The organism is Streptomyces sp. 4F14 (assembly GCF_048159485.1).
Taxonomy (GTDB): domain Bacteria; phylum Actinomycetota; class Actinomycetes; order Streptomycetales; family Streptomycetaceae; genus Streptomyces.
Genome location: NZ_JBLRVY010000015.1, coordinates 136,244 through 157,397, shown reverse-complemented (window position 1 = coordinate 157,397; position 21,154 = coordinate 136,244). Strand labels below are relative to the sequence as shown.

Here is a 21,154-nt window from a genome sequence, read left to right as displayed (position 1 = left end):
ACATCCGACACATGTACAACACCCGCACTACTGCGATGAGTTGAGGTTCTCTACGCTCGCAGGTCCCGGGCGATCCGGCGGGCGATGCGCTCCGCGTCCATCCCCACCTCGCGGAACGTCCCGCTGATCGGCGTGACGAACCCGGTGAAGTACAGCCCCGCCGCGTTCTTCGGCGTCCGCGCGCCGTTCACCACCGGCCGCCCGGCCTCGTCGAGCACGTCGAGCGGGCCGACGAGCCCTTCCAGCGCGCGGGAGTACCCGGTCGCGGCGATGACGGCGTCGACCCGCACCCGCTGCCCTCCGGCGAGCAGCACCTCGCCCTCCTCGAACCCCTCGACGGCGCCCACGACTTCGACCTTGCCCTTGCGGATCGCGCTGATCAGCCCGACGTCCTGGACGGGGATCGCGCCCGCCTTGGCCCGGCTGTAGAGCCCGGTGTCGGGCCGGGGCAGGCCGTGCTCCGAGAGGTCGGGGATGCTCAACTTGGCCATGGGGCGGGCGAGTCGGTCGACCACGGGGGCGGGCAGGCGGCGGACGAGGATGCCCGTGTACTGCGCCGCCCAGCCGGCCGTCGAGCGGCGCACGATGTGCGGGACCGTCCTGACCGCGAGCAGCACCCGGGCCGCGCCATTCTCCACCAGGTCCACGGCGATCTCGGCGCCCGTGTTGCCGACGCCGACGACGAGGATGTCCTTGCCCTTGTAGCGGGCGCCGTTGCGGTACTCGACGGCGTGCGTCAGCGGGCCGTCGTACGACTCCCGTCCTGTCCATCCCGGGAGGTACGGGGTGTGGTTGTAGCCGGTCGCGACGATCACGGCCGAGCCGGTCAGCTCGCGTCCCCCGGTAGCTCTCAGGAGCCAGCCGGTGCCGTCGGGGGCGCGCTCCACGCCGGAGACCTCGACGCCGGTGACGATGTCCAGTTCGTGGTGCTCGACGTACTTCTCCAGGTACCGGACGACGTCCGCGCGGGCCACCCAGCGGCCGAACTTGCGCGGCATCGGCAGGCCGGGCAGGGCCGACAGGCGCCGGGTCGTGTGCAGATGCAGACGGTCGTAGTGGCGGCGCCAGGAACTGCCCACGCGGTCGGCCTTCTCCAGCACGACCGCCCGGATGCCCTTGCGCTTGAGCGCGTACGCCGCGGCGAGGCCGCCCGGTCCGCCGCCGATGATGTAGACCGGGCGGTCGGTCGGGGTGGGGGCGGTGTGCCGGGACTGTATCGGCGCTGTGGATTCGCTGGGCTGGGCCATAGTCGCGAGCGTAATCACGCGCCGGGTTGATGGGTATCGGTCAAGACCGGAATTGGTTGCGGATTGATCACGGATGTAAAGAGGTGTGCGAAGTCATGTGCACCGGCGGTCGATACGGGTGGTGACCGGCGCCGCATGACGGGAAGCGCCGGTCACCACGATCGGGGGCGGACCGAGGGGGTGGTCCGCGAGTACTACCCGGGGACCACCCGGGAGCTACCTCGCCTTGTGGCCCGAGATCTTCGCGATCCAGGCGATGAAGTCGCCGGGGTCGGTGTTCGCGCCGTGGCCCTCGTCCCAGTAGTACTTGTGGCTGACCTCGTCACCGAGGCCGTTCGCGGCGGCGGCGAGATTGGCCGAGACCGTGTGCGAGGTGTCGGAGTCCTTCGTACCGAGGCGGATCCACCAGTGCCTGGTGCGGCCCGGGTTGGCCTTGCCGGTGAGGAAGGTCATCGGGTTCATCAGGCGCAGCGTCTCGGGGAGGTCGCTCGCAACGCGCTTGCTCGACAGGCCCGTCGTGTCGTTCTTCGCGCCGAACGCCGTGAAGTGGCGGGCGATCGTCGTCCCCTTGCCGAAGAGGTTGTTCTCCCCCGTCGACAGGTCGAACGCGTCGAAGGACGGCACCGGCTTCTTGCGCGCGCCGACGTGCGTGAGGAAGTCCGCCCAGGAGAAGGACGCCTTGCCGTTCTTCCAGGTGATGAAGGTGTTCGCGGCGAGGTACGTGGTGCGCGCGGAGTCGGTGAGGGCGGCGAGGTGAGCGGTCGCCGACGGCTCCAGGTACTGGCGTACCAAGTACTCGTCGTAGTTACGGGCGTTGAGGTTGCCGAAGCCGCCAAGTCCCTTGAGTTTCAAGGACGCTTGGTACTCGGCGAACTGTCCGCGCAGTTCCTTCGACAGTGCCTGGTCGACCTTCGCGCCCGAACTCGTCGCGCTGTCACCCCAGTTCCACTCGTACGCGCCGTCCGCGTGCTCCAGGTCGGTGATCGGGCACCAGGCCCCGGTCGCGAAGATCGCGTCGCTCGCGTCCGCCGCCCCGAGGTCCTTGAGGAGCTTCGCGTACAGCGGGCTGTCGCCGGACGCGCCGAGCAGCGCGGAGAGCGCGCCGCCCGCGCTGGTGCCGGCCGACACGATGCGGTCCGTATTGCCGGGGATGCGGCCCTTGTTGGCGCGGACGTACCGCACGGCCGCCTTGAGGTCGACGATCGCGGCGGGGGCGACGCCGTAGTACTCACCGGCGGAGTTCTTCAGCGTACGGCCGCGCGCGCCCGGCTCCACGATCACGAAACCGGCGGCCAGGGCGAGGAGTTGGTTGGACGCGAGGGCTCCGCCGGTGGCGTTGGTGTTGCCGTTGGCGCCGGGGGCGGTGCTTGTCGCGCTGCTGGGGGAAGCTGTCGGAGCTCCGCTGGGGGCGCCGCCTCCGCCGCCCGGTGTCATGCCGCCGCCCCCTACGCCGGTCGCGTCCGCGACGGACGACGGCATGTAGCCGCCGATCGAGTTCGCGAACAGGATCGGCGCGTTCTTCGCGTCGACCGCGACACCGTCGATCTCGACCGGGACGCTCACATTGAGGCTCTGGTAGGTGGCGTCGACCGGCTTGGCGACGTACGTGATCGCCTTCCAGAAGTGGTACGTCACCGCGTGCTCGGCGCCCTCGGTGTCCGTGACGGTGGTCGTCAGCTTCGTGTAGCCCTCGGGGTCGAATACCAGGGAGCCAGTGGCGGCGGTCCCTCCCGAGGGGGATGTGGTCGAGTCGTCGGCCTGCGCGCTGTAGGCGATACCGCCGACAGCCGCCGCACCCGCGGTCGCGCCGATCCCCAGGACCACCGTCCTGCGCTTCACTGACCCTGACCTGTGCTTCACGACGCTGCCTCTCGTCCGGCTCCCGAGCCGCGGTTCCCTGCTTCCGACCTGCGGCACCTTGCTCTCGCGAACGAACGTAGTTCTACGCCGACAAAATCGTCAACAATATGTCTGGCATTCATGGGGGGACGCAAAGATTCACAGCTGGGGGACAGGGGCGGGCGCGGGCCAGAGCGCCGGAGCGACCTCACCGAAGGCGTCCGGCATGCCGGAGGTGGCGCGGTGCGACCGGTCGCAGCCGTGTGAGGCCGGGGCGGGGTGCGCCCCCGGCGGTCAGCCCACCAGCGCCGCGTGCAACGCGCCGAACGCCTCACGGAGTTCCGACGTGGCGATCGGGTCGATCTCCATCTGCAAGTGGCACACGTCGTCGTCGCCGTTGGGGGTCAGGCGGACGAAGAGCGCGAACCCCTCCCCAGCCCGCTCCGCCTTCAGCGTCAGCGGGTTGTTGCGGCCAGGGGTCACCGCCTCCGAAAAGCGGCCGGTCCAGGGGTCGTTGAGGCGAAGGAGCATCTGCTCCGTGAAGTCCACGACCTCCTCGGCGTCGAGGTCCGCGGTGAAGTCGGCCGTCAGCCAGGAAGCCCAATCCGCGCTGACCTGCCAGGTGTTGACCCCGGTCCGGGCCAGCTCCAGCCACGCGCCGTCACTGCCGAGGCGTATCCGCGGCTGTTCCATCCCACCCTCCGGTTTCCGTGATCCGAACTCGCGATCCTATTGGGGCGAACCCGCGACGCCGGAGCCGCCGCCCACGCCCCTTGCCAAACCCCGCCCCCACCCCTAGAACTGACGCATCGTCAGATGTGCGGCCCCGTTCGCCCGACCCCGCAGGGAGTCTCATGGACACGATCTGGCTCGACGGTGCGCAGTGGCTGGCCGTGTTGCGGATCGGGCTCGGGCTGTGGTGGCTGGAGAGCTGGCGGCACAAGGACAAGAAGACGTGGTTCCAGGGCGGGGGGATCCGGTGGGCCGCGGACATCGCCGCCAAGCACCGGTGGTCCGCCGTGCGCAGTGGTTTCGCGGTCACCGTCACGCCGCGGCCCCGGGTGATGGCGTACGTCGTCGCCTACGCCGAACTCGCCCTCGGGCTCGGCCTCATCCTGGGGTTCCTCACACCCGTAGCCCTGATCGGCGGACTGCTCCTGAACGCCCTCTACTTCGTCCTCATGATCCACGACTGGGCGGAGCAGGGGCAGAACTCGATGATGGGGCTGATGTCCGTGGTGGGGCTGTTCGGGATGTCATGGCAGAGCTGGTCCGTGGACAGCGCGCTGGGGTGGTTCTGAGATGGCCGAGACTCCGGGGGTCCCTCAGAAGTACGACGTACCTGCGTACGGCATACCTGAGGCCGATGCCCTCACCCTCCCCTACTGGGATGCCGCCGCCCGGGGCCGCCTGCTGATCCGGCGCTGCACGGCCTGCTCGCGCCCCCACCACTACCCCCGCGAGTTCTGCCCCCACTGCTGGAGCGAGGACGTCGTCTGGGAGGAGGCGTGCGGGCGGGCCGGCCTCTACACCTGGTCGACCGTCCACCGCAACGACCTCCCCCCGTTCCGCGACCGCACGCCCTACCTCGCGGCGGTGGTGGACCTGGAGGAAGGGCCCCGGATGATGACGGAGCTGGTGGGGTGCACGGCTGCGGAGCTGTACGCGGGGATGGAGCTGGCGGTGAGGTTCCGGGAGGGTGTGCCGGTGTTCGGGCTACCTGGGAGGTAGGTCGGGAAGGGTAGCTCCGGAGGGGTAGTCCGGCGGAGGTAGTTCTGGCGGGTAAGCCTCGGGAGGTAGCTCCGGAGAGGTAGCTCCCCAGGGGTACCCCCAGAGAGGTAGCCCCGCAGAGGTAGCCCCGCAGAGGTACCCCCAGAGAGGTAGCCCCGCAGAGGTAGATCAAATGGGGTGCCCCTCCAGAGTGACCCGGTTTCAATGGCCCCATGCCCCCAGCGACCGACCCCGTCCCCCTCCCCTCAGCCCCCACCCCCCTCCTGCACGGCCACGGCCTCACCCTGCGTTCCTGGGACCCCACCTCCGACGCGGACGTGGACGCCTGGCTGCGCGGTCAGTCCGATGACGAGTTCCGGCGGTGGAACACCCCGCTCATGCCGGTGACCGACCACGTCTCGGCCCGTGCCCACCTGCGGTCGAAGGTGGCGGGCGCCGCCCAGGGCACGGCCATGCCGTTCCGCCTCACCGACACCGCTACCGGCGAGACGCTGGGACAGATCGGGCTGAACCTCGTCAACCGGGTCACCCGGAGCGCGCGGGTCGGCTACTGGGTGCTGCCCGAGGCGCGGGGCCGGGGTGTCGCGACGCGCGCCCTGATCGTCGTAGCCCGCTGGTCGCTCACCGAATTCGGTCTGCACCGGCTGGAGTTGGACCATGCGGACGGGCACGACGTGTCCTGCCGCATCGCCGTCCGCTGCGGTTTCCGTCACGAGGGCACTCTCCGTGACGCCACCTTCGCCGCGGGCCGCCACGACGCTTTCCGCGACATGCACCTGCACGCCCGCCTGTCCTCGGACCCCGAACCGACCTGGGAGCACAAATGAGTGACGACCACTGGCGGTTGATCACCGACCTGACCGAATTCCTGGACGAGGCAGGCCCGTTCCTGCGCTCGCGCCCGGTCCGCCACACGGTCTCCCTGTCCGTGCTGGAGAACCTGCGCACCCAGGGCACGTCCCTCTACGGCGACCGCCACCCCGTCTTCGGCGCCCTCACCGACGCCGACGGCCAGGTGGTGGCGGCCTTCTTCCACACCCCGCCCCACCCGCTCAACGTCACCCGACTCGCCCCGCACCAGGCGCAGTCGCTTGCCGACGCCCTCCTGTCCCACGATCACCAGCTCCTCGGGATCACCTCGGACAAGACGACGGCGGCGGCGTTCGTGGAGAGCTGGAGGCACCGGACGAACACCACGGCGACCGTCATCCGCGGTGAACGCCTCTACCGCCTGGGTGAGTTGACCCCGCCCGAGCCCGCCCCGCCGGGCCGCCCGCGTATCGCGACCTCGGCGGACCACGCCCGACTCCAAGCCTGGAACAGCGCCTTCGCGGCCGAACTCGGCTTTCCCCGCCCAGCGGCCGACTCCCTGCTGGCCTCCCGCATCGCCGCCGGCGGCTTCACTCTCTGGGAGACCCCGGACGGCACCCCGGTGTCCATGGCGGCAGCCACCGGCCTGATCGCCGGCCAGATCCGGATCGTGACGGTCTACACCCCGCCCGAGCACCGCGCCCGGGGTTACGCGGGCGCCGCCACCGCCGAGGCGAGCCGTCGCGCCCGCGAGGCCGGAGCCCAGGAGGTGCTGCTCTTCGCGGACTTGGCGAACCGGACGAGCAACGCCCTGTACCAGCGCATCGGTTACCGGCCGGTCGAGGACTTCACCGCGTACGGCTTCCAGGACTGACCGCCCGCGCCCGGACCCTCTCCAAGCTTTCACCGCACCCCCATTCCTGACACACCATCAGTTATGTAATCTGACAGTGCGTCAGCTAAGCCAAGGAGACGGGCGGACCGATGCTTGGATCAACCCACGGCACCCTCACCACCGACTCCCGCCGGGCCCGGGTCATCGCGTGCGGCGAGCAGCCCGGACCGGCTGTGCACGGCAGGCCGGCCGATGTGGACGGTATGGACGTCAGCGGACGCCCGCTGTACGCGGACGTGCCGGATCTGGAGCGGTTCTTCCGGCCCGAGTCGGTCGCGGTCGTCGGCGCCTCGGACGCCGAGGGACGGCCCAACACCGGGATCACCAGGCAGTTGCTGGCCTGGTCGAAGCGGGTGGGGGCCCGGCTGCACCCGGTGCACCCCACCCGTGCTGCGGTCTTCGGCATCCCGTGCGTCGCGTCGGTCACGGACCTTCCCGAACAGGTCGATCTGGCCGTGCTGTTGGTGTCGGACCCGCTGCCGGTGATCGAGCAACTCGCGGAGACGAAGGTGAAGTTCGCGGTCGCCTTCGCGTCCGGTTTCGCCGAGACCGGCGAGGAGGGGGCCGCCGCGCAGGCGGGGCTGGCGGCGGCCGTGGAGCGCGCGGGCCTGCGCCTGCTGGGTCCGAACACCAACCTGAACGCGTTCGAGGAGTTCCGCGAGGATCTCGACGGACCGGCGATCGCGCTCATCACCCAGTCCGGCCATCAGGGCCGACCGGTGTTCTCCCTCCAGGAGTTGGGCGTGCGCCTGTCCCACTGGGCGCCCACCGGGAACGAGGCGGACCTCGAAACGGCCGACTTCATCTCGTACTTCGCCGAGCGGCCGGAGACCGGCGCCATCGCGTGCTACGTCGAGGGCCTCAAGGACGGCCGCGCGTTCCTGCTCGCCGCCGACCGCGCCGCCCGCCGCAAGGTCCCGGTCGTCGCGGTGAAGGTCGGCCGCACCGAGACCGGCGCTCGCACGGCGGCCTCCCACACCGGCAAACTCACCGGCGCGGACGACGTGGTGGACGCCGCGATGCGCCAGTACGGCGTGATCCGCGTCGACGCGCTGGACGAACTCCAGGACACGGCAACCCTGTTGGCCCGGGCGAAGCCTCCGGTGGCGAACGGCGTCGCGGTGTACGCGATCTCGGGCGGCACCGGCGCCCACGTCGCCGACCTCGCGACGGCGGCCGGTCTCGCTCTGCCGCCCCTCTCCGCCGCCAAGCAGGCCGAACTCCACCAGTGGATACCGGAGTTCCTCAGTGTCGCGAACCCGATCGACAACGGCGGACACCCCGTCGGCGACCACCGGGGCCGCAGGATCATCGACGCGATCCTCGCCGATCCGTCCGTCGGGGTGCTGATCTGCCCGATCACCGGGCCGTTCCCGCCGCTCAGCGACCGTCTGGTCGAGGACCTGGTGGCGGCGGCCGAGGAGACGGACAAACTGGTGTGCGTGGTGTGGGGTTCACCGGTCGGCACCGAACCCGCCTACCGGGAGGTGCTGTTGGGCTCGCGCCGGGTCGCGACGTTCCGTACGGTCCCCAACTGCCTAGCGGCGGTGCGGGCTTACCTCGACCACCACCGCTTCACCAGCGACTACCGCTCACCCTTCGACCAGGCCCCCCGCACCCCCTCGCCCTCCTTCCGCAAGGCCCGTGAACTCATGCGGCCCGGGCAGCAGTTGAGCGAGCACGCGGCCAAGCAACTGCTGCGCGCGTACGGGATCCGGGTGCCGCGCGAGCAGTTGGTGACCAGCGCGGCCGGAGCCGTACGGGCCGCGAGCCTCGTCGGCTACCCGGTCGTGATGAAGGCGTCCGGCGCGGACATCGCCCACAAGACGGAACTCGGGCTGGTGAAGATCGGCCTCACCTCGGCCAGCCAAGTCCGGGACGCCTACCGCGAGTTGACGGACATCGCGCGGTACGAGGACGTCGCGCTGGACGGTGTCCTGGTCTGCCAGATGGTCGCGCAGGGCGTGGAGATGGTCGTCGGCGTCAGTCACGATGACCTGTTCGGGCCGACGGTGACGGTCGGGCTCGGCGGGGTCCTCGTCGAGGTGCTGCACGACACCGCCGTCCGCGTACCGCCCTTCGGGGAGACGCAGGCGCGGGACATGCTGACGGATCTGCGGGGGCGGGCGCTGCTGGACGGAGTGCGGGGGCGCCCCCCGGCGGATCTGGACGCGCTGGTGGAGGTGATCCTGCGGGTGCAGCGGATGTCGCTCGAACTCGTCGATGACATCGCGGAGTTGGACATCAACCCGCTGATCGTGCTGCCTCGGGGGCAGGGGGCGGTGGCGCTGGACGCGCTGGCGGTGTGCCGGTGAGCACGCCTCGGCCGACCGGGTCCGGAGCCGACGCCACGCCTGAAGCCAACGCCGCTTCCCAGGCCGACGCAGCGCCCGGAACCGACGCCACGCCCCAAACCCACACCGCCTCCAAGACCCACGCCGCGCCCGGAACCCACACCGCTTCCAAGGCCGACACCGCGCCCGGAACCGGCGCCGCCCCCAAAGCCCACGCCGACCCCGAGGCCGCCCCCGCCACCGAATCCCCCCTCCTCCACTCCACCGACGACCACGGCATCACCCGCCTCACCCTCAACCGCCCCGAGGCCCTCAACGCCCTGACACCGTCCCAACGGGACGCGATCATCGGCCGGTTGGAGGACGCGTCCGCCGACCCCGCCGTACGTGTGGTCGTCCTGACCGGCACCGGCCGCGGCTTCTGCGCGGGTGCCGATCTGCGAGGTGGCCCCACGAAGGAGGTGCTGCCCGGGGACGTGTCGCGGACCCTGCGGGTGGGGGCGCAGCGGCTCGTCGCCGCCGTGCTCGACTGTGAGAAGCCGGTGATCGCGGCCGTGAACGGGACGGCGGCCGGACTGGGGGCGCATCTCGCCTTCGCCTGCGATCTCGTGCTCGCCGCCGAATCGGCGCGTTTTATCGAGGTGTTCGTGCGGCGGGGGCTCGTGCCGGACGCGGGCGGTGCCTATCTGCTGCCCCGGCTGATCGGGCCGCATCGCGCCAAGGAGCTGATGTTCTTCGGGGATTCGCTCGCGGCGCCGGAGGCCGAGCGGCTCGGGCTGGTCAACAGGGTCGTACCGGACGGGGAGTTGGCGAAGGCGGCGCAGGAGTGGGCGGCCCGCCTGGCCACCGCCCCCACCCGCTCCCTCGCCCTCACCAAGCAACTCCTGAACGCCTCCCTCGACTCCGACCGGACCACCGCGTTCGCCGCCGAGGCCGCGGCCCAGGAGATCAACATGACGACGGCGGACGCGCGGGAAGGGCTGCGGGCGTTCGTGGAGCGCAGGAGCCCCGTTTTCAGGGGGCGTTGACCCCAAACCCCCAACCCCAACCCCAACCCCAAGCCCTCCAGCCCTCCAGCCCTCCAGCCCTCCAGCCCTCCAGCCCTCCAGAAGACCCCGGACACCCTGTCAGGCGTGCCTGAGGATACGCAGATCACCCGCATCGGGGTCACCGAACAGCACGAACAACTCCGGCGAGTCAGCCGTACCGCCGATGACCCAGTACGTGTCCGCCCCGCAGCCCTCAAGGCGTACGACGGCCCCGTCGCGTTCCTCGGATCCCTCGCCGGCGAAGCGGTCGTGGCGCCCCTCGGTGTCGAGGAACCAGGTGCCGGTGGCGTCGCAGAGGTCGTAGACCTTGTCCGCGGACCAGTCCTCGACGCCCTCCTGGGTCTGCGCGGGCAGGGCGTTCGCCTCGGCACGGCCTCCGGGGCGCAGGGTCAGTTCCGCGCCGTCCGCGCCGCGCCAGACGCCGGTGAGGCGGTCGGCGGAGAGCCGGGGCGGCTCGTACTGAGGTACTAGACCTGCCGTATCAGCCGCGAACACCCCCGTGAGTACTACGCCGAACAGGGCCACCGAGGCAGGGACCGAGCGCCACCACACGCCTCCGGTGGACCATGGGTGGCTCCTGCGGCGTAGTACCAGGACCGCGAGCATCGGGAGGAAGCCGAGCACGGTCAGGGCAGCGGCGGCCGACAGAAAAGGAACGTCCAGGGCCAGGGCAGCCGGCGCCGCCCACAGCGCGCTCACGAGCGCCGTAGCTCCCAGGTAGTACACCCCTGCCGGACGGCCACCACCCCTGAGGAGCGCGGCGAGCGTTCCGGCGGGGCGGGTGACCAGGGCCGCCTGGAGGAGGCCGGTGAACGGCACCCACAGCGGGGCGAACAGGAGGACGCAGGTCCACCCGAGGGCGGGCGGGGAGATCCCGTAGTCGTCCTGGCCCGAGGACCGGGCGAGCCAGACCACGAAGGCGGCCGGTATCTGCGCCGCAGCCGTCGCCGCGGCCACCTGTGTGTCGACAGGCGCCCAGCTCAGCCGCGCCGCCCGGAAAGTCCCCCGCCTCATGAGGGGGAGCGTATGCGGGGCGCGCAAAGAAGGGTTCACCACCCCTTCCGACCTGACGCTCCGTCAGCTTCAATGGAGGGGTGATGGGACACGCAGGCGCTGCGGCAGCCGCAGTCCGCTATCTGAGAGCCCTGCCGGGCGGCGGGACGGCCGAAGGGCCGCTGGTACCGCGCCCGGACCTGCGGTGCGTACGGGACGGCGAGGCCGCGCCGGTCGACCAGGAGATGTTCCGGCGGGTGCTCGGGAACTTCGCGAGCGGGGTGACCGTTGTCACGGCACCGGCACTCACGGAAGGAGCGTCCCCCGCCGGGTTCGCCTGCCAGTCCTTCGCCTCCCTCTCCCTCGACCCGCCCCTCGTCGTCTTCATGGTGGCCCGCACGTCGGCGACCTGGCCCCGGATCGCCCGCGCCGGCGTCTTCTGCGTCAACATCCTCGCCGAGGACCAGTCGGAGCTGTGCCGCGCCTTCGCCCGCAGCGGCACGGACAAGTTCGCCGGGGTGCCGTACGACCCCGCCCCCACCACCGGCTCCCCCCGCCTCACCGGCACCCTCGCGTGGGTGGACTGCACGATCCACGCGGTCCACACGGGCGGCGACCACCTCATCGTCGTAGGCAGGGTGGACGCGCTGGGGACGACGGGCGGAGAGCGGAAACCGCTGCTGTTCCATCGGGGACGGTTCGTCTGACCGGTCAAGCGTCGCGGCGTGGTCTGCCCCTTCTCGGAGCGGGTGGCCGCCAGTCGTACACATCCTGCTCCGACAGGCCGAGGCGCCGGCGTCGGCGAGCCCGCGTCTGCCGTCCCCTCGCTGCGCCTCCCACAGCTCCTCCCAGCGCGACCTCTTGGCAAGGCCCGACGCCCTGTACCGAAGCGGGCCCGCCTCTGGGGAACGTGCTCGTCGGCCAGCAGCTTCACCAGCAGTTCCGTCGTGGTGGAGGCCGGTGAATGGAGTTCCGCCAGCTGTACGAAATCCTCGTCCTCCGACAGCAGTTCGGCTAGCTGCCCCACGGAACGGACGACAGGGCGGCGGCCTCGTGGGAACGTCTCGTACCACAGCCGAGAAGACTCGCAGAGGCCGAGCAGACGGTCCTGAAGGATCCCGTGCACCAGAGCGTCCCAGCTCTCTGTCGCCCAACGCCGCTTGTGTTCGGGCCGCTCCAGCAGTGCCGGCAACGGGTTCTCCTGAACGGCCGCCACCCGGCGCTCCACCAGACGCCGGTAGTCCGAGGGCCAGTGGTCCGGGATCTCGGTCATCGGGAGCGCATCGTGCCGGTCGAACCAGGTGGTTTCCGTCTCTCCCGCCACGGTCTTCCTGGCCGGCACGATCTCGAAGGACCGCTCCCCCGGCCACGACGATCTTGAGGTTCGGGACGTCGTCCAACCGCCTCGTCCCGCCGACGCTGTTCAGCGCGGCCATCAGCAGACGGAATCGGGCGACGAGCACGACACACGGATCGATGTCGCAGCCGTGTACGGATCGCGGCTCCCTCGCCGCCCGCTGCCAAGGGCTCATGTCCGGCCTGATCTCGGACCAGCCTCGCAGGAGACGGTGATAGGCCCCCAGAAGGAACGCGCCCGTCCCGCAGGCGGGGTCGACGAATCTGAAGCCGGGTGTCGCGACCTGGCCGCAGGACTTCCACGCGCTCGCGTCGAGCAGCGAGGGCAGATCTGCCAGGAAACTCGTGTCCTCGGCGCGGCCGGCCTGGGAATCGCCGTAGCCGTGTTCCTGAGTTGACGAAGCCGCACCCCTAAGGCATACACCTCTAATGAAATCCAGGGAGTGACCGTGCCCCCTCAAGGCCGCCCAAGCCATCACGCGTCTTCGACCGAGCACGCGAATGGGACGCCCTCACCTCGTTCGTCGGCCGCCCGCTGCCCCACGCCGCGCTAGGTGTCGTCAGCGGACGCCGGCGCATGGGAAAGACATACCTGCTGCGAGCGCTCGTCGAGCAGTACGGCGGCTTCTACTTCGCGGCCACCGACGCGACCGAGGCGGAATCCCTCCGCCAGTTCAGCACCGCGCTGGCCGAGTACGCCGGTTCCCCCGTGCCGTTCTCCTTCGCCACCTGGGACGACGCCATGGCGTACCTCTTCGGGCTCGCGGCGCCCGGGGCACGGCCCGGCGACGGCCCGGCGCTCGCCGTCATCGACGAGTTCCCGTACCTGGTGAAGGCCGCACCGGAGCTGCCGTCCCTCGTCCAGCGGCTGATCGACCGCTTCCAGAGCGAAGAGAGCCGGATGCGGTTGCTGCTGTGCGGCTCGGCGATGTCCGTGATGGGCGGGCTGCTGGCCAGCACCGCACCACTGCCTGGCCGGGCTCAGCTCGAACTCGTGGTACGTCCCTTCGGGTACCGGGCGGCGGCGGACTTCTGGGGCGTCGCGGCGGAGCCTGCCCTCGCCGTCCGGCTGCACGCGGTCCTCGGTGGTACCCCGGCGTACCGTCGGCAGTTCCTGGCGGATGACGTTCCCGCCGGTCCGGACGACTTCGACGACTGGCTCTGCCGTACCGTCCTGTCGCCGTTCAGCCCACTCTTCCGGGAGGCCCGGTATCTCCTCGCGGAGGAGGCCGACATCCGTGACACCGCGCTGTACCACTCGGTGCTCGCCGCCGTGGCCCAGGGCAATTCGACGCGCGGCGGCATCGCGGGCTACATCGGCCGCAAGTCCGTGGACATCTCCCATCCGCTCAACGTCCTGGAGGACAGCCGCCTCCTGGCGCGGGAGGCCGACGTCTTCCGGGCCGGGAAGTCGCAGTACCGCATCACCGAACCCCTGATCAATTTCTACGAGGCTGTCATGCGTCCGGCCTGGGCCCGGCTGGAGAGCGGCCAGGCGACGGACGTGTGGGCGCGGTCCGGTGAGCGCTTCGCGGCGCAGGTGATCGGGCCGCACTTCGAGGCGATGTGCCGCGAGTACGTCCTGGGTCCCGGGCGGTCACTGCTCGGCACGGACCTGGGAGAGGTGGGGTGCGGCATCGTCGCCGACCCCAGGGAGCGCCGGCAGATCGAGATCGACGTGGCCGTCGTCGAGCAGGGCACCGGCGGTAACCGCCCGGCGGTCGCCCTGCTCGGCGAGGTGAAGTGGGGCACCGTCATGGGCCGTTCCCACCTCGACCGGCTGACGCACGCGAGGGAACTGCTCACCGCACGCGGCATGGATACGTCGCACTGCGGGCTGGCGTGCTTCAGCGCGGCGGGTTTCAGCGAAGCACTGAGGGCCGAAGCCGCCCGGGGCGGCGTGCTGCTGGTCGGGCTCGACGAGTTGTACGGGCGGGCGGCACCGGTCGGCTTCCTGATCTGAACGGCGCCCGCCCCGAAACTCACGCCACCGCAAGCCCCGCCTGCGCCCCTCCCCCCTGCCTCCGTATCACCAGCGCCATCAGCGCCGCCGCCGCGCACAGCGCGCCCGACGCGTACCAGACGACGTCGTACGAGCCGAAGACGTCCCGCGCGACTCCGCCGGCGAAGGCGACGAGGGCCGCGCCGACCTGGTGGGAGGCGAGGACCCAGCCGAAGACGATGGCGGAGTCGTCGCCGTAGTGCTCGCGGCACAGGGCGAGGGTGGGCGGGACGGTGGCGACCCAGTCGAGGCCGTAGAAGACGATGAAGAAGATCATCGGGGGGTGGACGGTGGCGGCGAGCAGCATCGGGAGGAAGAGCAGCGAGATGCCGCGCAGGGCGTAGTAGACGGCGAGGAGGCGGCGCGCGTCGAAGCGGTCGGTGAACCAGCCGGAGGCGATCGTGCCGACGACGTCGAAGACGCCGATCACCGCGAGGAGCGAGGCGGCGGCGGTGACGGGCATGCCGTGGTCGTGCGCGGCGGGCACGAAGTGGGTCTGGACCAGGCCGTTGGTGGAGGCGCCGCAGATCGCGAAGGTGCCGGCGAGCAGCCAGAACGGGCCGGTGCGGGCCGCCTCGAACAGGACGGTCACCGCTCGGCGCGCGGCGCCCGTGACGGGCGGCGGCTTCTCGGTGAACTCCTTCGCGCCGTACGGCTTGAGGCCGACGTCCGCCGGGTGGTCGCGCAGCAGCAGCCAGACGAAGGGGACGACGGCCAGGGCGGCGAGGGCGACGGTCACCGCGGCCGGGCGCCAGTCGTAGCGGGTCACCATCCAGGACAGCAGCGGCAGGAAGATCAGCTGCCCGGAGGCGGACGCGGCGGTGAGGATGCCGCTGACCAGGCCGCGGCGTTCGGTGAACCACCGGTCGGTGACGGTCGCCGCGAACGCCAGCGCCATCGAGCCGGAGCCGAGGCCGACCAACAGGCCCCAGTACAGCATGAGTTGCCAGGCGGCCGTCATCCATACGGTGAGCCCGGAGCCGATCGCTATGACGGTCAGCGCGACGGCGACGACGCGCCGGATGCCGAAGCGGTCCATCAGCGCCGCGGCGAACGGCGCGGTCAGGCCGTACAGCGCGAGGTTGACGGAGACGGCCGCGCCGATCGTCCCGCGCGACCAGCCGAACTCGTCGTGCAGGGGGTCGATCAGCAGGCTCGGCAGGGAGCGGAACGCCGCCGCGCCGATGATCGTGACGAAGGTGACGGCCGCCACGAACCACGCACGGTGCACACGCCGTCTCCCGCGCGGCGTCTGCGCCTGCCCGGCGGCGGAAGGCCCGGCGGAAGGCCCGGTGGCGGGTCCGGTGGCGGGTCCGGCGGCGGGTCCGGCGGCAGCAGGCCCGGCCGCGGAGGGTGAGGCCGCGGAAGGCGAGGCCGCGGACGCCCCCGCCCCTGCCTCCGGGCGTCCGGCCTCTGGAGTCTCGGTTGTCTGGATCACGCCCCTCAGCTTCGGCCCTCCCGCCCCGCACAACGATTGGCCCGAAGGACACGGTTCGCTAGGATCGGGCCATGAGCCTCGGCAGTGAACGGCCCTTCCGCCCGCACCACGTCGTCGTCCTCGCCCTCGACGGCATCATCCCGTTCGAACTCGGCATCCCCCACCGGATCTTCGGCATGCCCCGGGACGCGCAGGGCCGCCACCTGTACAAGGTCGTCACCTGCTCGGTCCGCCCGCCCGGCCCGGTCCAGGCGAGCGCCGACTTCTCGATCATGGTCGAGCACGGCCCCGAGGCGCTCGCCGAAGCCGACACCGTCATCGTCCCGGCCTCCTACGAGCTGGGCCCGGTCTTCGAGGACGGCGTCCTGACGCCCGAGCTGGAGTCCGCGCTCGCCCGGATCAGGCCCGGCACCCGGATCGCGTCGATCTGCACGGGCGTGTACGTCCTGGCCGCCGCCGGCCGTCTCGACGGGCGCCCCGCGACGACGCACTGGGTGGACGCCGACCACATGCAGCGCCTCTTCCCGAAGGTGGACGTCGATCCGAACGTCCTGTTCATCGACGACGGCGACATCCTCACCTCGGCCGGTGTCGCCGCCGGGATCGACCTGTGCCTGCACATGGTGCGCCGCGACCACGGCACCACCGTCGCCAACGAGGTCGCCCGGCGCACCGTCGTCCCCCCGCACCGCGACGGCGGCCAGGCCCAGTACATCGCGCGCCCCGTCCCCGACGCCCGCCAGGCCGGCACGACCGCCGCCCGCGCCTGGGCGCTGGCCCGCCTGCACGAGCCGATCCAGCTGCGCGACATGGCCGCCCAGGAGGCGATGTCCGTGCGGACCTTCACCCGCCGCTTCCGTGAGGAATCCGGCGTCAGCCCCGGCCAGTGGCTGACCTCCCAACGCGTCGAACACGCCCGTCACCTCCTCGAATCAACCGATCTCTCCATCGACCGCATCGCCCAGGACGCCGGCTTCGGCACCGCCCAGTCGATGCGCCAGCACCTCCAGGCCGCCCTGGGCGTCACCCCGACCGCGTACCGCCGTACGTTCCGGGTCGGTGCCAGGACCTGAGGGCCCCGGCCGGAACGTCAGAACGTCAGCACCGCCCGCGCCACCCTCCCCTCCTCCGCGTCCGCCCGCGCCTTCTCGAAGTCCTCGACCGGGTACGTCCGGGTGACCAGCTCGTCCAGCAGCAGCCGCCCGGAGCGGTACAGCTCGGCGTAGAGCGGGATGTCCCGCTGGGGGCGCGAGGAGCCGTACCGGCAGCCGAGGACGGACTTGTCGAGGAAGAGGGAGGTCACCGGGAAGGACGCCTCGGCGGTGGGCGGCGGGGTGCCGAGCAGGACCGCCTGCCCGTGCCGGTCGAGCAGGCCGATCGCCGCGCGGACCAGTTCGACCCGGCCGACGCACTCGAAGACGTGGTCGGCGCCGGTGGGCAGCAGCTCCCGTACGGCGTCCACCGACGGCACGAAGTCCGTCGCGCCGAAGGTGCGGGCGACCTCCTCCTTCGCCGGGTTCGTGTCGACGGCGACGATCCGCAGCGCGCCGGCGATACGGGCGCCCTGGAGGACGTTGAGGCCGATGCCGCCGGTGCCGATGACGACGACGCTCTCGCCCCGGTCGACACGGGCGCGGTTGAGGACGGCGCCGACGCCGGTGAGGACGCCGCAGCCGATGAGGGCGGCCGAGGTGAGGGGGACGTCCTTCGGGACGCGGACCGCCTGGACGGCCTTGACGACGGTCCGTTCGGCGAACGCCGAGTTCGCGGCGAACTGGTGGACCGGCGTGCCCGCGCGGGTGAAGGGGCGTTTCGGGCGCCCGATGGAGTGCCGGCACATGGTGGGCCGGCCCCGGTCGCACTCCGCGCAGGCCCCGCAGTTGGCGAGCGTCGAGAGCGCGACGTGGTCACCGGGCGCCACGTGCGTCACCCCGGCGCCGACCGCCTCGACGACTCCTGCGCCCTCGTGCCCGAGGACGACCGGCGCGGGGAAGGGGATCGTGCCGTCGACGACGGACAGGTCGCTGTGGCACAGCCCGGCGGCGGCGATCGCGACCAGCACCTCCCCGGGCCCCGGCTCCCGTACGTCGAGGTCCCGCACGACCTCGACCCGGCTCCCGTCGAACACGACGCCCCTCATCGCACCGCTCCCCTCTTCGGCAGACCGAGCACCCGCTCGGCGATGACCGTGCGCTGCACCTCGTCGGAGCCGCCGTAGATCGTGTCGGCCCGCGAGAACAGGAACTCCCGCTGTCCCTCGTCCAGTCCGTACGGCGCCTCGGGCGTCCACGCGCCGGGCCCGACGGCCGCCCCGGCGCCCCGCACGAGCATCCCCAGCTCCCCGAGCCGCTGGTGCCAGCCGCCCCACAGCAGCTTGGCGACGCTGGTGGCGCCCGCCTCCTGCGCGCCGCCGAGCGTGCGCAGCGCGTTCCACCGCATGACCCGCAGCTCGGCCCAGGCGCGCACGAGCCGCTCGCGGACGACGGGATCGGCGTCGGCGCCCGTCTCGGCCGCCGTCCGAAGGATCCGCGCCAGCTCCTCGGCGAACCCGATCTGCTGGGCGAGGGTGGAGACGCCGCGCTCGAAGCCGAGCAGGCTCATCGCGACCCGCCAGCCGTCGCCGACGGCCCCCACGACGTGCTCCCCGGCGGCGGAGGCCCCGTCGAAGAACACCTCGTTGAACTCGCTGGTGCCGGTCATCTGGCGGATGGGCCGCACCTCGATCCGGCCCGGCTGGTCCATGGGGACCAGCAGGAACGTGAGCCCTTTGTGGCGGGCGGATTCCGGGTCGCTGCGGGCGAGGACGAAACACCAGTCGGCGTCGTGCGCGAGGGAGGTCCAGATCTTCTGGCCGGTGATCCGGAATCCGCCCGCGTGCGGTTCGGCGCGGGTGCGGATTCCGGCGAGGTCGGATCCCGCGCCGGGTTCGCTGTAGCCCTGGCACCACAGTTCCTCGCCGGCGGCTATCGGGGGGAGGAATCTGGCTTTCTGTCCGGGAGTTCCGTGCGCGAGGAGCGTCGGCGCGAGGAGGTTCTCCCCGATGTGGCCGGAGCGCGCGGGGGCGCCGCAGCGGGCGTACTCCTCGGCCCACACGACCTGCCGGGGCAGGGATTCGGGGCGGTTGCCGTACCCGTCCTCGCCCCAGCCGATCCCGATCCATCCGGCGGCGCCGAGTGTGCGCTCCCAGGAGCGCCGGTCCACGGCCGACGGGACGTGCGCCGCGAGCCACGCACGCACCTCGGTACGGAAATCGTCGGCACCGAAATCGAAATCCACGACCCCTCCTCAGGCGTTGGGGCGGTTTCCCTCCGCCGCCGCTTTCCTCATCTCCGCCAATTTCTCCAGCAGGGGCATCGGCTCCACCCCCACGCTTCCCGGCAGCACCTCGGCGATCCGCTCCGGTGTCCAGCCGCTTTCGCTGAACGCCGCCCGGACTTCCCTCGGCTGCGCCCACACCGCAATCCTGGCACCGGCGACCGTATAGACCTGGCCGGTTATCCACAGGTCGCGCGCCCGGTCCGACAAAAGGAAGATCACCATCGCGGCGACGTCCTCGGGCTCCCCCATCTCCGCGAGCTCCATCGGCACCCCGGCCGACATCCGGGTCCGGGCGACGGGGGCGACGGCGTTCGCGATCACCCCGTACTTGTGCAGTCCGAGCGCGGCGCTGCGCACCAGCGAGATGATCCCGCCCTTCGCGGCGCTGTAGTTGGCCTGCGATACGGAGCCCTGGTGGTTGCCGCTGGTGAACCCGATGAGCGAGCCGCCGCCCTGCTTCCGCATGACGGCGGAGGCGGCCCGGAACACGGTGAACGTGCCCTTCAGATGCGTCGCGACGACCGGGTCCCACTCGTCCTCGGTCATGTTGAACAGCATCCGCTCGCGCAGGATCCCGGCGACGCACACGACCCCGTCGAGGCGCCCGTACGTCTCCAGCGCGACGTCGACGACCCGCTGCCCGCCGGCCATCGTCGAGATGTCGTCGGCGACGGCGACGGCCTCCCCGCCCGCGGCGACGATCTCCTTGACGACGCCCTCGGCGACCTCGCTCGTGGGCGAGGCCCCGTCCACGGCCACGCCGTAGTCGTTGACGACGACGCGCGCGCCCTCGGCGGCGGCGGCCAGCGCGACGGCCCGCCCGATCCCCCGTCCCGCGCCCGTGACCGCGACGACCTTGCCGGCCAAGAAGTTCCCCACGACCCGCCCCTTCCACGGTTTCTGACGGACCGTTAGATTTTATGGCGCGGTCGACCGTCGAGGACAAGCCCCGGGGAGGCACCGGATGGCACTGCCGGAGGAGTTCCACGAGATCGCGAAACACGTGAACAACTGGGGGCGTTGGGGCGCGGACGACGAGATCGGCACGCTCAACCTGATCACCGACGACGTCGTACGCCGGGCCGCCGCCGAGGTGCGCGACGGGCGCCGGGTCCCGCTCGCGCTGCCCCTCAAGGAGGACGGCGTGCAGACCGGGGCGATCCCGGGGCGGGTCAACCCGCTGCACGCGATGACGCAGCTCAACCAGGAGATCTTCGGCCCCGGCACGGTCGCGTGCAGCGACGACGCGGTGACCATGGGCCTGCAGGCCGGCACCCACTGGGACGCCCTGACGCACGTCTCGCACTCCGGGCGGATCTACAACGGGCGCCCGGCGGACACGGTCACCGCGCACGCGGGCGCCGCCTTCAGCGGCATCGCCACCGCGCGGCACGTCGTCTCACGGGGCGTGCTGCTCGACGTCGCCCGCGCGCGGGGCGTCGAGCAGCTGGCGGGCGGGCACGCGGTGACGCCGGAAGACCTCGCCGCGGCCGAGGAGTTCGGCAAGGTGCGCGTGCGCGCGGGGGACGTCGTCCTGGTGCGGACCGGGCAGGTGCGGGTCTACCTCTCGGGGGACCGGCACGCGTACGCGTACCCGTCGCCGGGGCTGTCGGTGCGCACGCCGGAGTGGTTCCACGCGCGGGACGTCGCCGCCGTCGCGAACGACACGCTGACCTTCGAGATCTTCCCGCCGGAGATCGAGGACCTGTGGCTGCCGGTGCACGCGCTCGACCTGGTCGAGATGGGGATGCTCCAGGGGCAGAACTGGAACCTGGAGGAGTTGTCCACAGCCTGTGGAGAAAGCGGGCGGTACGCGTTCCTGCTGTCGGCGATGCCGGAGCCGTTCGTCGGCGCCACCGGCACGCCCGTGGCGCCCGTGGCGGTCCTCTGAGCCTCCCGTACGGCACCGGACGGCGGCACGCCGCGCCCGCCCCGAGCACGGCACCGCGCACCGCCGTCCGGACTCGGCGTGCCCGCCCCGCACCCCCTCGCCCCGAGAGGGAACCGACGCCGAATCAACGACCCACACTCGCCGAGGACTTCCACCACCGGAGCCCTCGCCGTCCCCTCGCGGCGAATCGCTGACCACAAGCGTGATCAAACGGACACGTCGCGTCAACACCCTCTCGGAGTTTTGTGGTTGTACGCCCGCTTCGCGCCGGGCGCGCACAGAAGCACGGGC

Annotated in this window: 17 protein-coding genes and 2 pseudogenes; 10 read left to right on the top strand and 9 right to left on the bottom strand. The window is 71.6% G+C overall.

Translation table 11 applies throughout. The features are described 5' to 3' along the window. Positions 1-50: 50 nt before the first annotated feature. The 3 genes from ACLZOT_RS26045 to ACLZOT_RS26035 all read right to left on the bottom strand — a co-directional run bounded on the left by ACLZOT_RS26045 (position 51) and on the right by ACLZOT_RS26035 (position 3,779). A complete protein-coding gene (locus tag ACLZOT_RS26045; protein WP_416971483.1) occupies positions 51-1,247 on the bottom strand; it encodes a flavin-containing monooxygenase in 1,197 nt (398 codons plus the stop codon). Between the two features lie 216 nt (positions 1,248-1,463). Then, positions 1,464-3,086: a subtype B tannase gene (locus tag ACLZOT_RS26040; RefSeq protein WP_416971482.1), complete on the bottom strand. Its 1,623-nt coding sequence runs from the start codon at positions 3,084-3,086 to the stop codon at positions 1,464-1,466. 294 nt (positions 3,087-3,380) lie between these two features. After that, the gene (locus ACLZOT_RS26035) at positions 3,381-3,779 is read right to left on the bottom strand and encodes a hypothetical protein (RefSeq protein WP_416971481.1); all 399 of its coding nucleotides are present in this window, start codon (positions 3,777-3,779) and stop codon (positions 3,381-3,383) included. 161 nt (positions 3,780-3,940) lie between these two features. On the opposite strand from ACLZOT_RS26035, the gene ACLZOT_RS26030 reads away from it, so the two are divergent. The 6 genes from ACLZOT_RS26030 to ACLZOT_RS26005 all read left to right on the top strand — a co-directional run bounded on the left by ACLZOT_RS26030 (position 3,941) and on the right by ACLZOT_RS26005 (position 9,844). After that, positions 3,941-4,387: a DoxX family membrane protein gene (locus ACLZOT_RS26030; protein WP_416971480.1), complete on the top strand. Its 447-nt coding sequence runs from the start codon at positions 3,941-3,943 to the stop codon at positions 4,385-4,387. Position 4,388: 1 nt separating this feature from the next. Continuing rightward, entirely contained in the window at positions 4,389-4,817 is a 429-nt protein-coding gene (locus tag ACLZOT_RS26025; RefSeq protein WP_416971479.1) for a Zn-ribbon domain-containing OB-fold protein, read from the top strand. A gap of 212 nt (positions 4,818-5,029) precedes the next feature. Next, positions 5,030-5,644, top strand: coding sequence for a GNAT family N-acetyltransferase (locus ACLZOT_RS26020; RefSeq protein ID WP_416971478.1), 615 nt, complete (start codon positions 5,030-5,032; stop codon positions 5,642-5,644). Then, positions 5,641-6,501, top strand: coding sequence for a GNAT family N-acetyltransferase (locus ACLZOT_RS26015; RefSeq protein ID WP_416971477.1), 861 nt, complete (start codon positions 5,641-5,643; stop codon positions 6,499-6,501). The genes ACLZOT_RS26020 and ACLZOT_RS26015 overlap by 4 nt, the downstream gene beginning before the upstream one ends. Before the next feature lie 110 nt (positions 6,502-6,611). Continuing rightward, positions 6,612-8,837, top strand: coding sequence for an acetate--CoA ligase family protein (locus ACLZOT_RS26010; protein ID WP_416971476.1), 2,226 nt, complete (start codon positions 6,612-6,614; stop codon positions 8,835-8,837). Between the two features lie 257 nt (positions 8,838-9,094). Further along, entirely contained in the window at positions 9,095-9,844 is a 750-nt protein-coding gene (locus ACLZOT_RS26005) for an enoyl-CoA hydratase/isomerase family protein (protein ID WP_416971546.1), read from the top strand. A gap of 99 nt (positions 9,845-9,943) precedes the next feature. Here ACLZOT_RS26005 and ACLZOT_RS26000 read toward each other — a convergent pair whose 3' ends face one another. After that, positions 9,944-10,879: a hypothetical protein gene (locus ACLZOT_RS26000; protein ID WP_416971475.1), complete on the bottom strand. Its 936-nt coding sequence runs from the start codon at positions 10,877-10,879 to the stop codon at positions 9,944-9,946. 83 nt (positions 10,880-10,962) lie between these two features. On the opposite strand from ACLZOT_RS26000, the gene ACLZOT_RS25995 reads away from it, so the two are divergent. Continuing rightward, complete coding sequence (locus tag ACLZOT_RS25995) at positions 10,963-11,565, top strand: flavin reductase family protein (protein WP_416971474.1); 603 nt, start codon at positions 10,963-10,965, stop codon at positions 11,563-11,565. A gap of 206 nt (positions 11,566-11,771) precedes the next feature. Here ACLZOT_RS25995 and ACLZOT_RS25990 read toward each other — a convergent pair. After that, positions 11,772-12,212: pseudogene (locus ACLZOT_RS25990) on the bottom strand (DUF7008 domain-containing protein); the annotation flags it as partial. A 465-nt stretch (positions 12,213-12,677) separates the two neighbouring features. On the opposite strand from ACLZOT_RS25990, the pseudogene ACLZOT_RS25985 reads away from it, so the two are divergent. Further along, a pseudogene (locus tag ACLZOT_RS25985) lies at positions 12,678-14,177 on the top strand (ATP-binding protein); the annotation flags it as partial. A gap of 19 nt (positions 14,178-14,196) precedes the next feature. On the opposite strand, the gene ACLZOT_RS25980 reads toward ACLZOT_RS25985, so the two are convergent. After that, a complete protein-coding gene (locus tag ACLZOT_RS25980) occupies positions 14,197-15,447 on the bottom strand; it encodes an MFS transporter (RefSeq protein ID WP_416971473.1) in 1,251 nt (416 codons plus the stop codon). Positions 15,448-15,725: 278 nt separating this feature from the next. Between ACLZOT_RS25980 and ACLZOT_RS25975 the strand changes: the two genes are divergently transcribed. Next, entirely contained in the window at positions 15,726-16,727 is a 1,002-nt protein-coding gene (locus tag ACLZOT_RS25975; protein WP_416971472.1) for a GlxA family transcriptional regulator, read from the top strand. Between the two features lie 17 nt (positions 16,728-16,744). On the opposite strand, the gene ACLZOT_RS25970 is transcribed toward ACLZOT_RS25975, so the two are convergent. The 3 genes from ACLZOT_RS25970 to ACLZOT_RS25960 are packed head-to-tail and all read right to left on the bottom strand — an operon-like array spanning position 16,745 to position 19,851. Beyond that, positions 16,745-17,794, bottom strand: a complete 1,050-nt coding sequence (locus ACLZOT_RS25970) for a Zn-dependent alcohol dehydrogenase (RefSeq protein ID WP_416971471.1) — start codon at positions 17,792-17,794, stop codon at positions 16,745-16,747. Beyond that, positions 17,791-18,930, bottom strand: a complete 1,140-nt coding sequence (locus ACLZOT_RS25965; protein WP_416971470.1) for an acyl-CoA dehydrogenase family protein — start codon at positions 18,928-18,930, stop codon at positions 17,791-17,793. Before ACLZOT_RS25965 ends, ACLZOT_RS25970 begins: the two co-directional genes overlap by 4 nt. Before the next feature lie 9 nt (positions 18,931-18,939). Then, positions 18,940-19,851: an SDR family oxidoreductase gene (locus tag ACLZOT_RS25960; protein WP_416971469.1), complete on the bottom strand. Its 912-nt coding sequence runs from the start codon at positions 19,849-19,851 to the stop codon at positions 18,940-18,942. Positions 19,852-19,936: 85 nt separating this feature from the next. Between ACLZOT_RS25960 and ACLZOT_RS25955 the strand changes: the two genes are divergently transcribed. Beyond that, a complete protein-coding gene (locus ACLZOT_RS25955; protein ID WP_416971468.1) occupies positions 19,937-20,863 on the top strand; it encodes a cyclase family protein in 927 nt (308 codons plus the stop codon). Positions 20,864-21,154 lie beyond the last annotated feature (291 nt).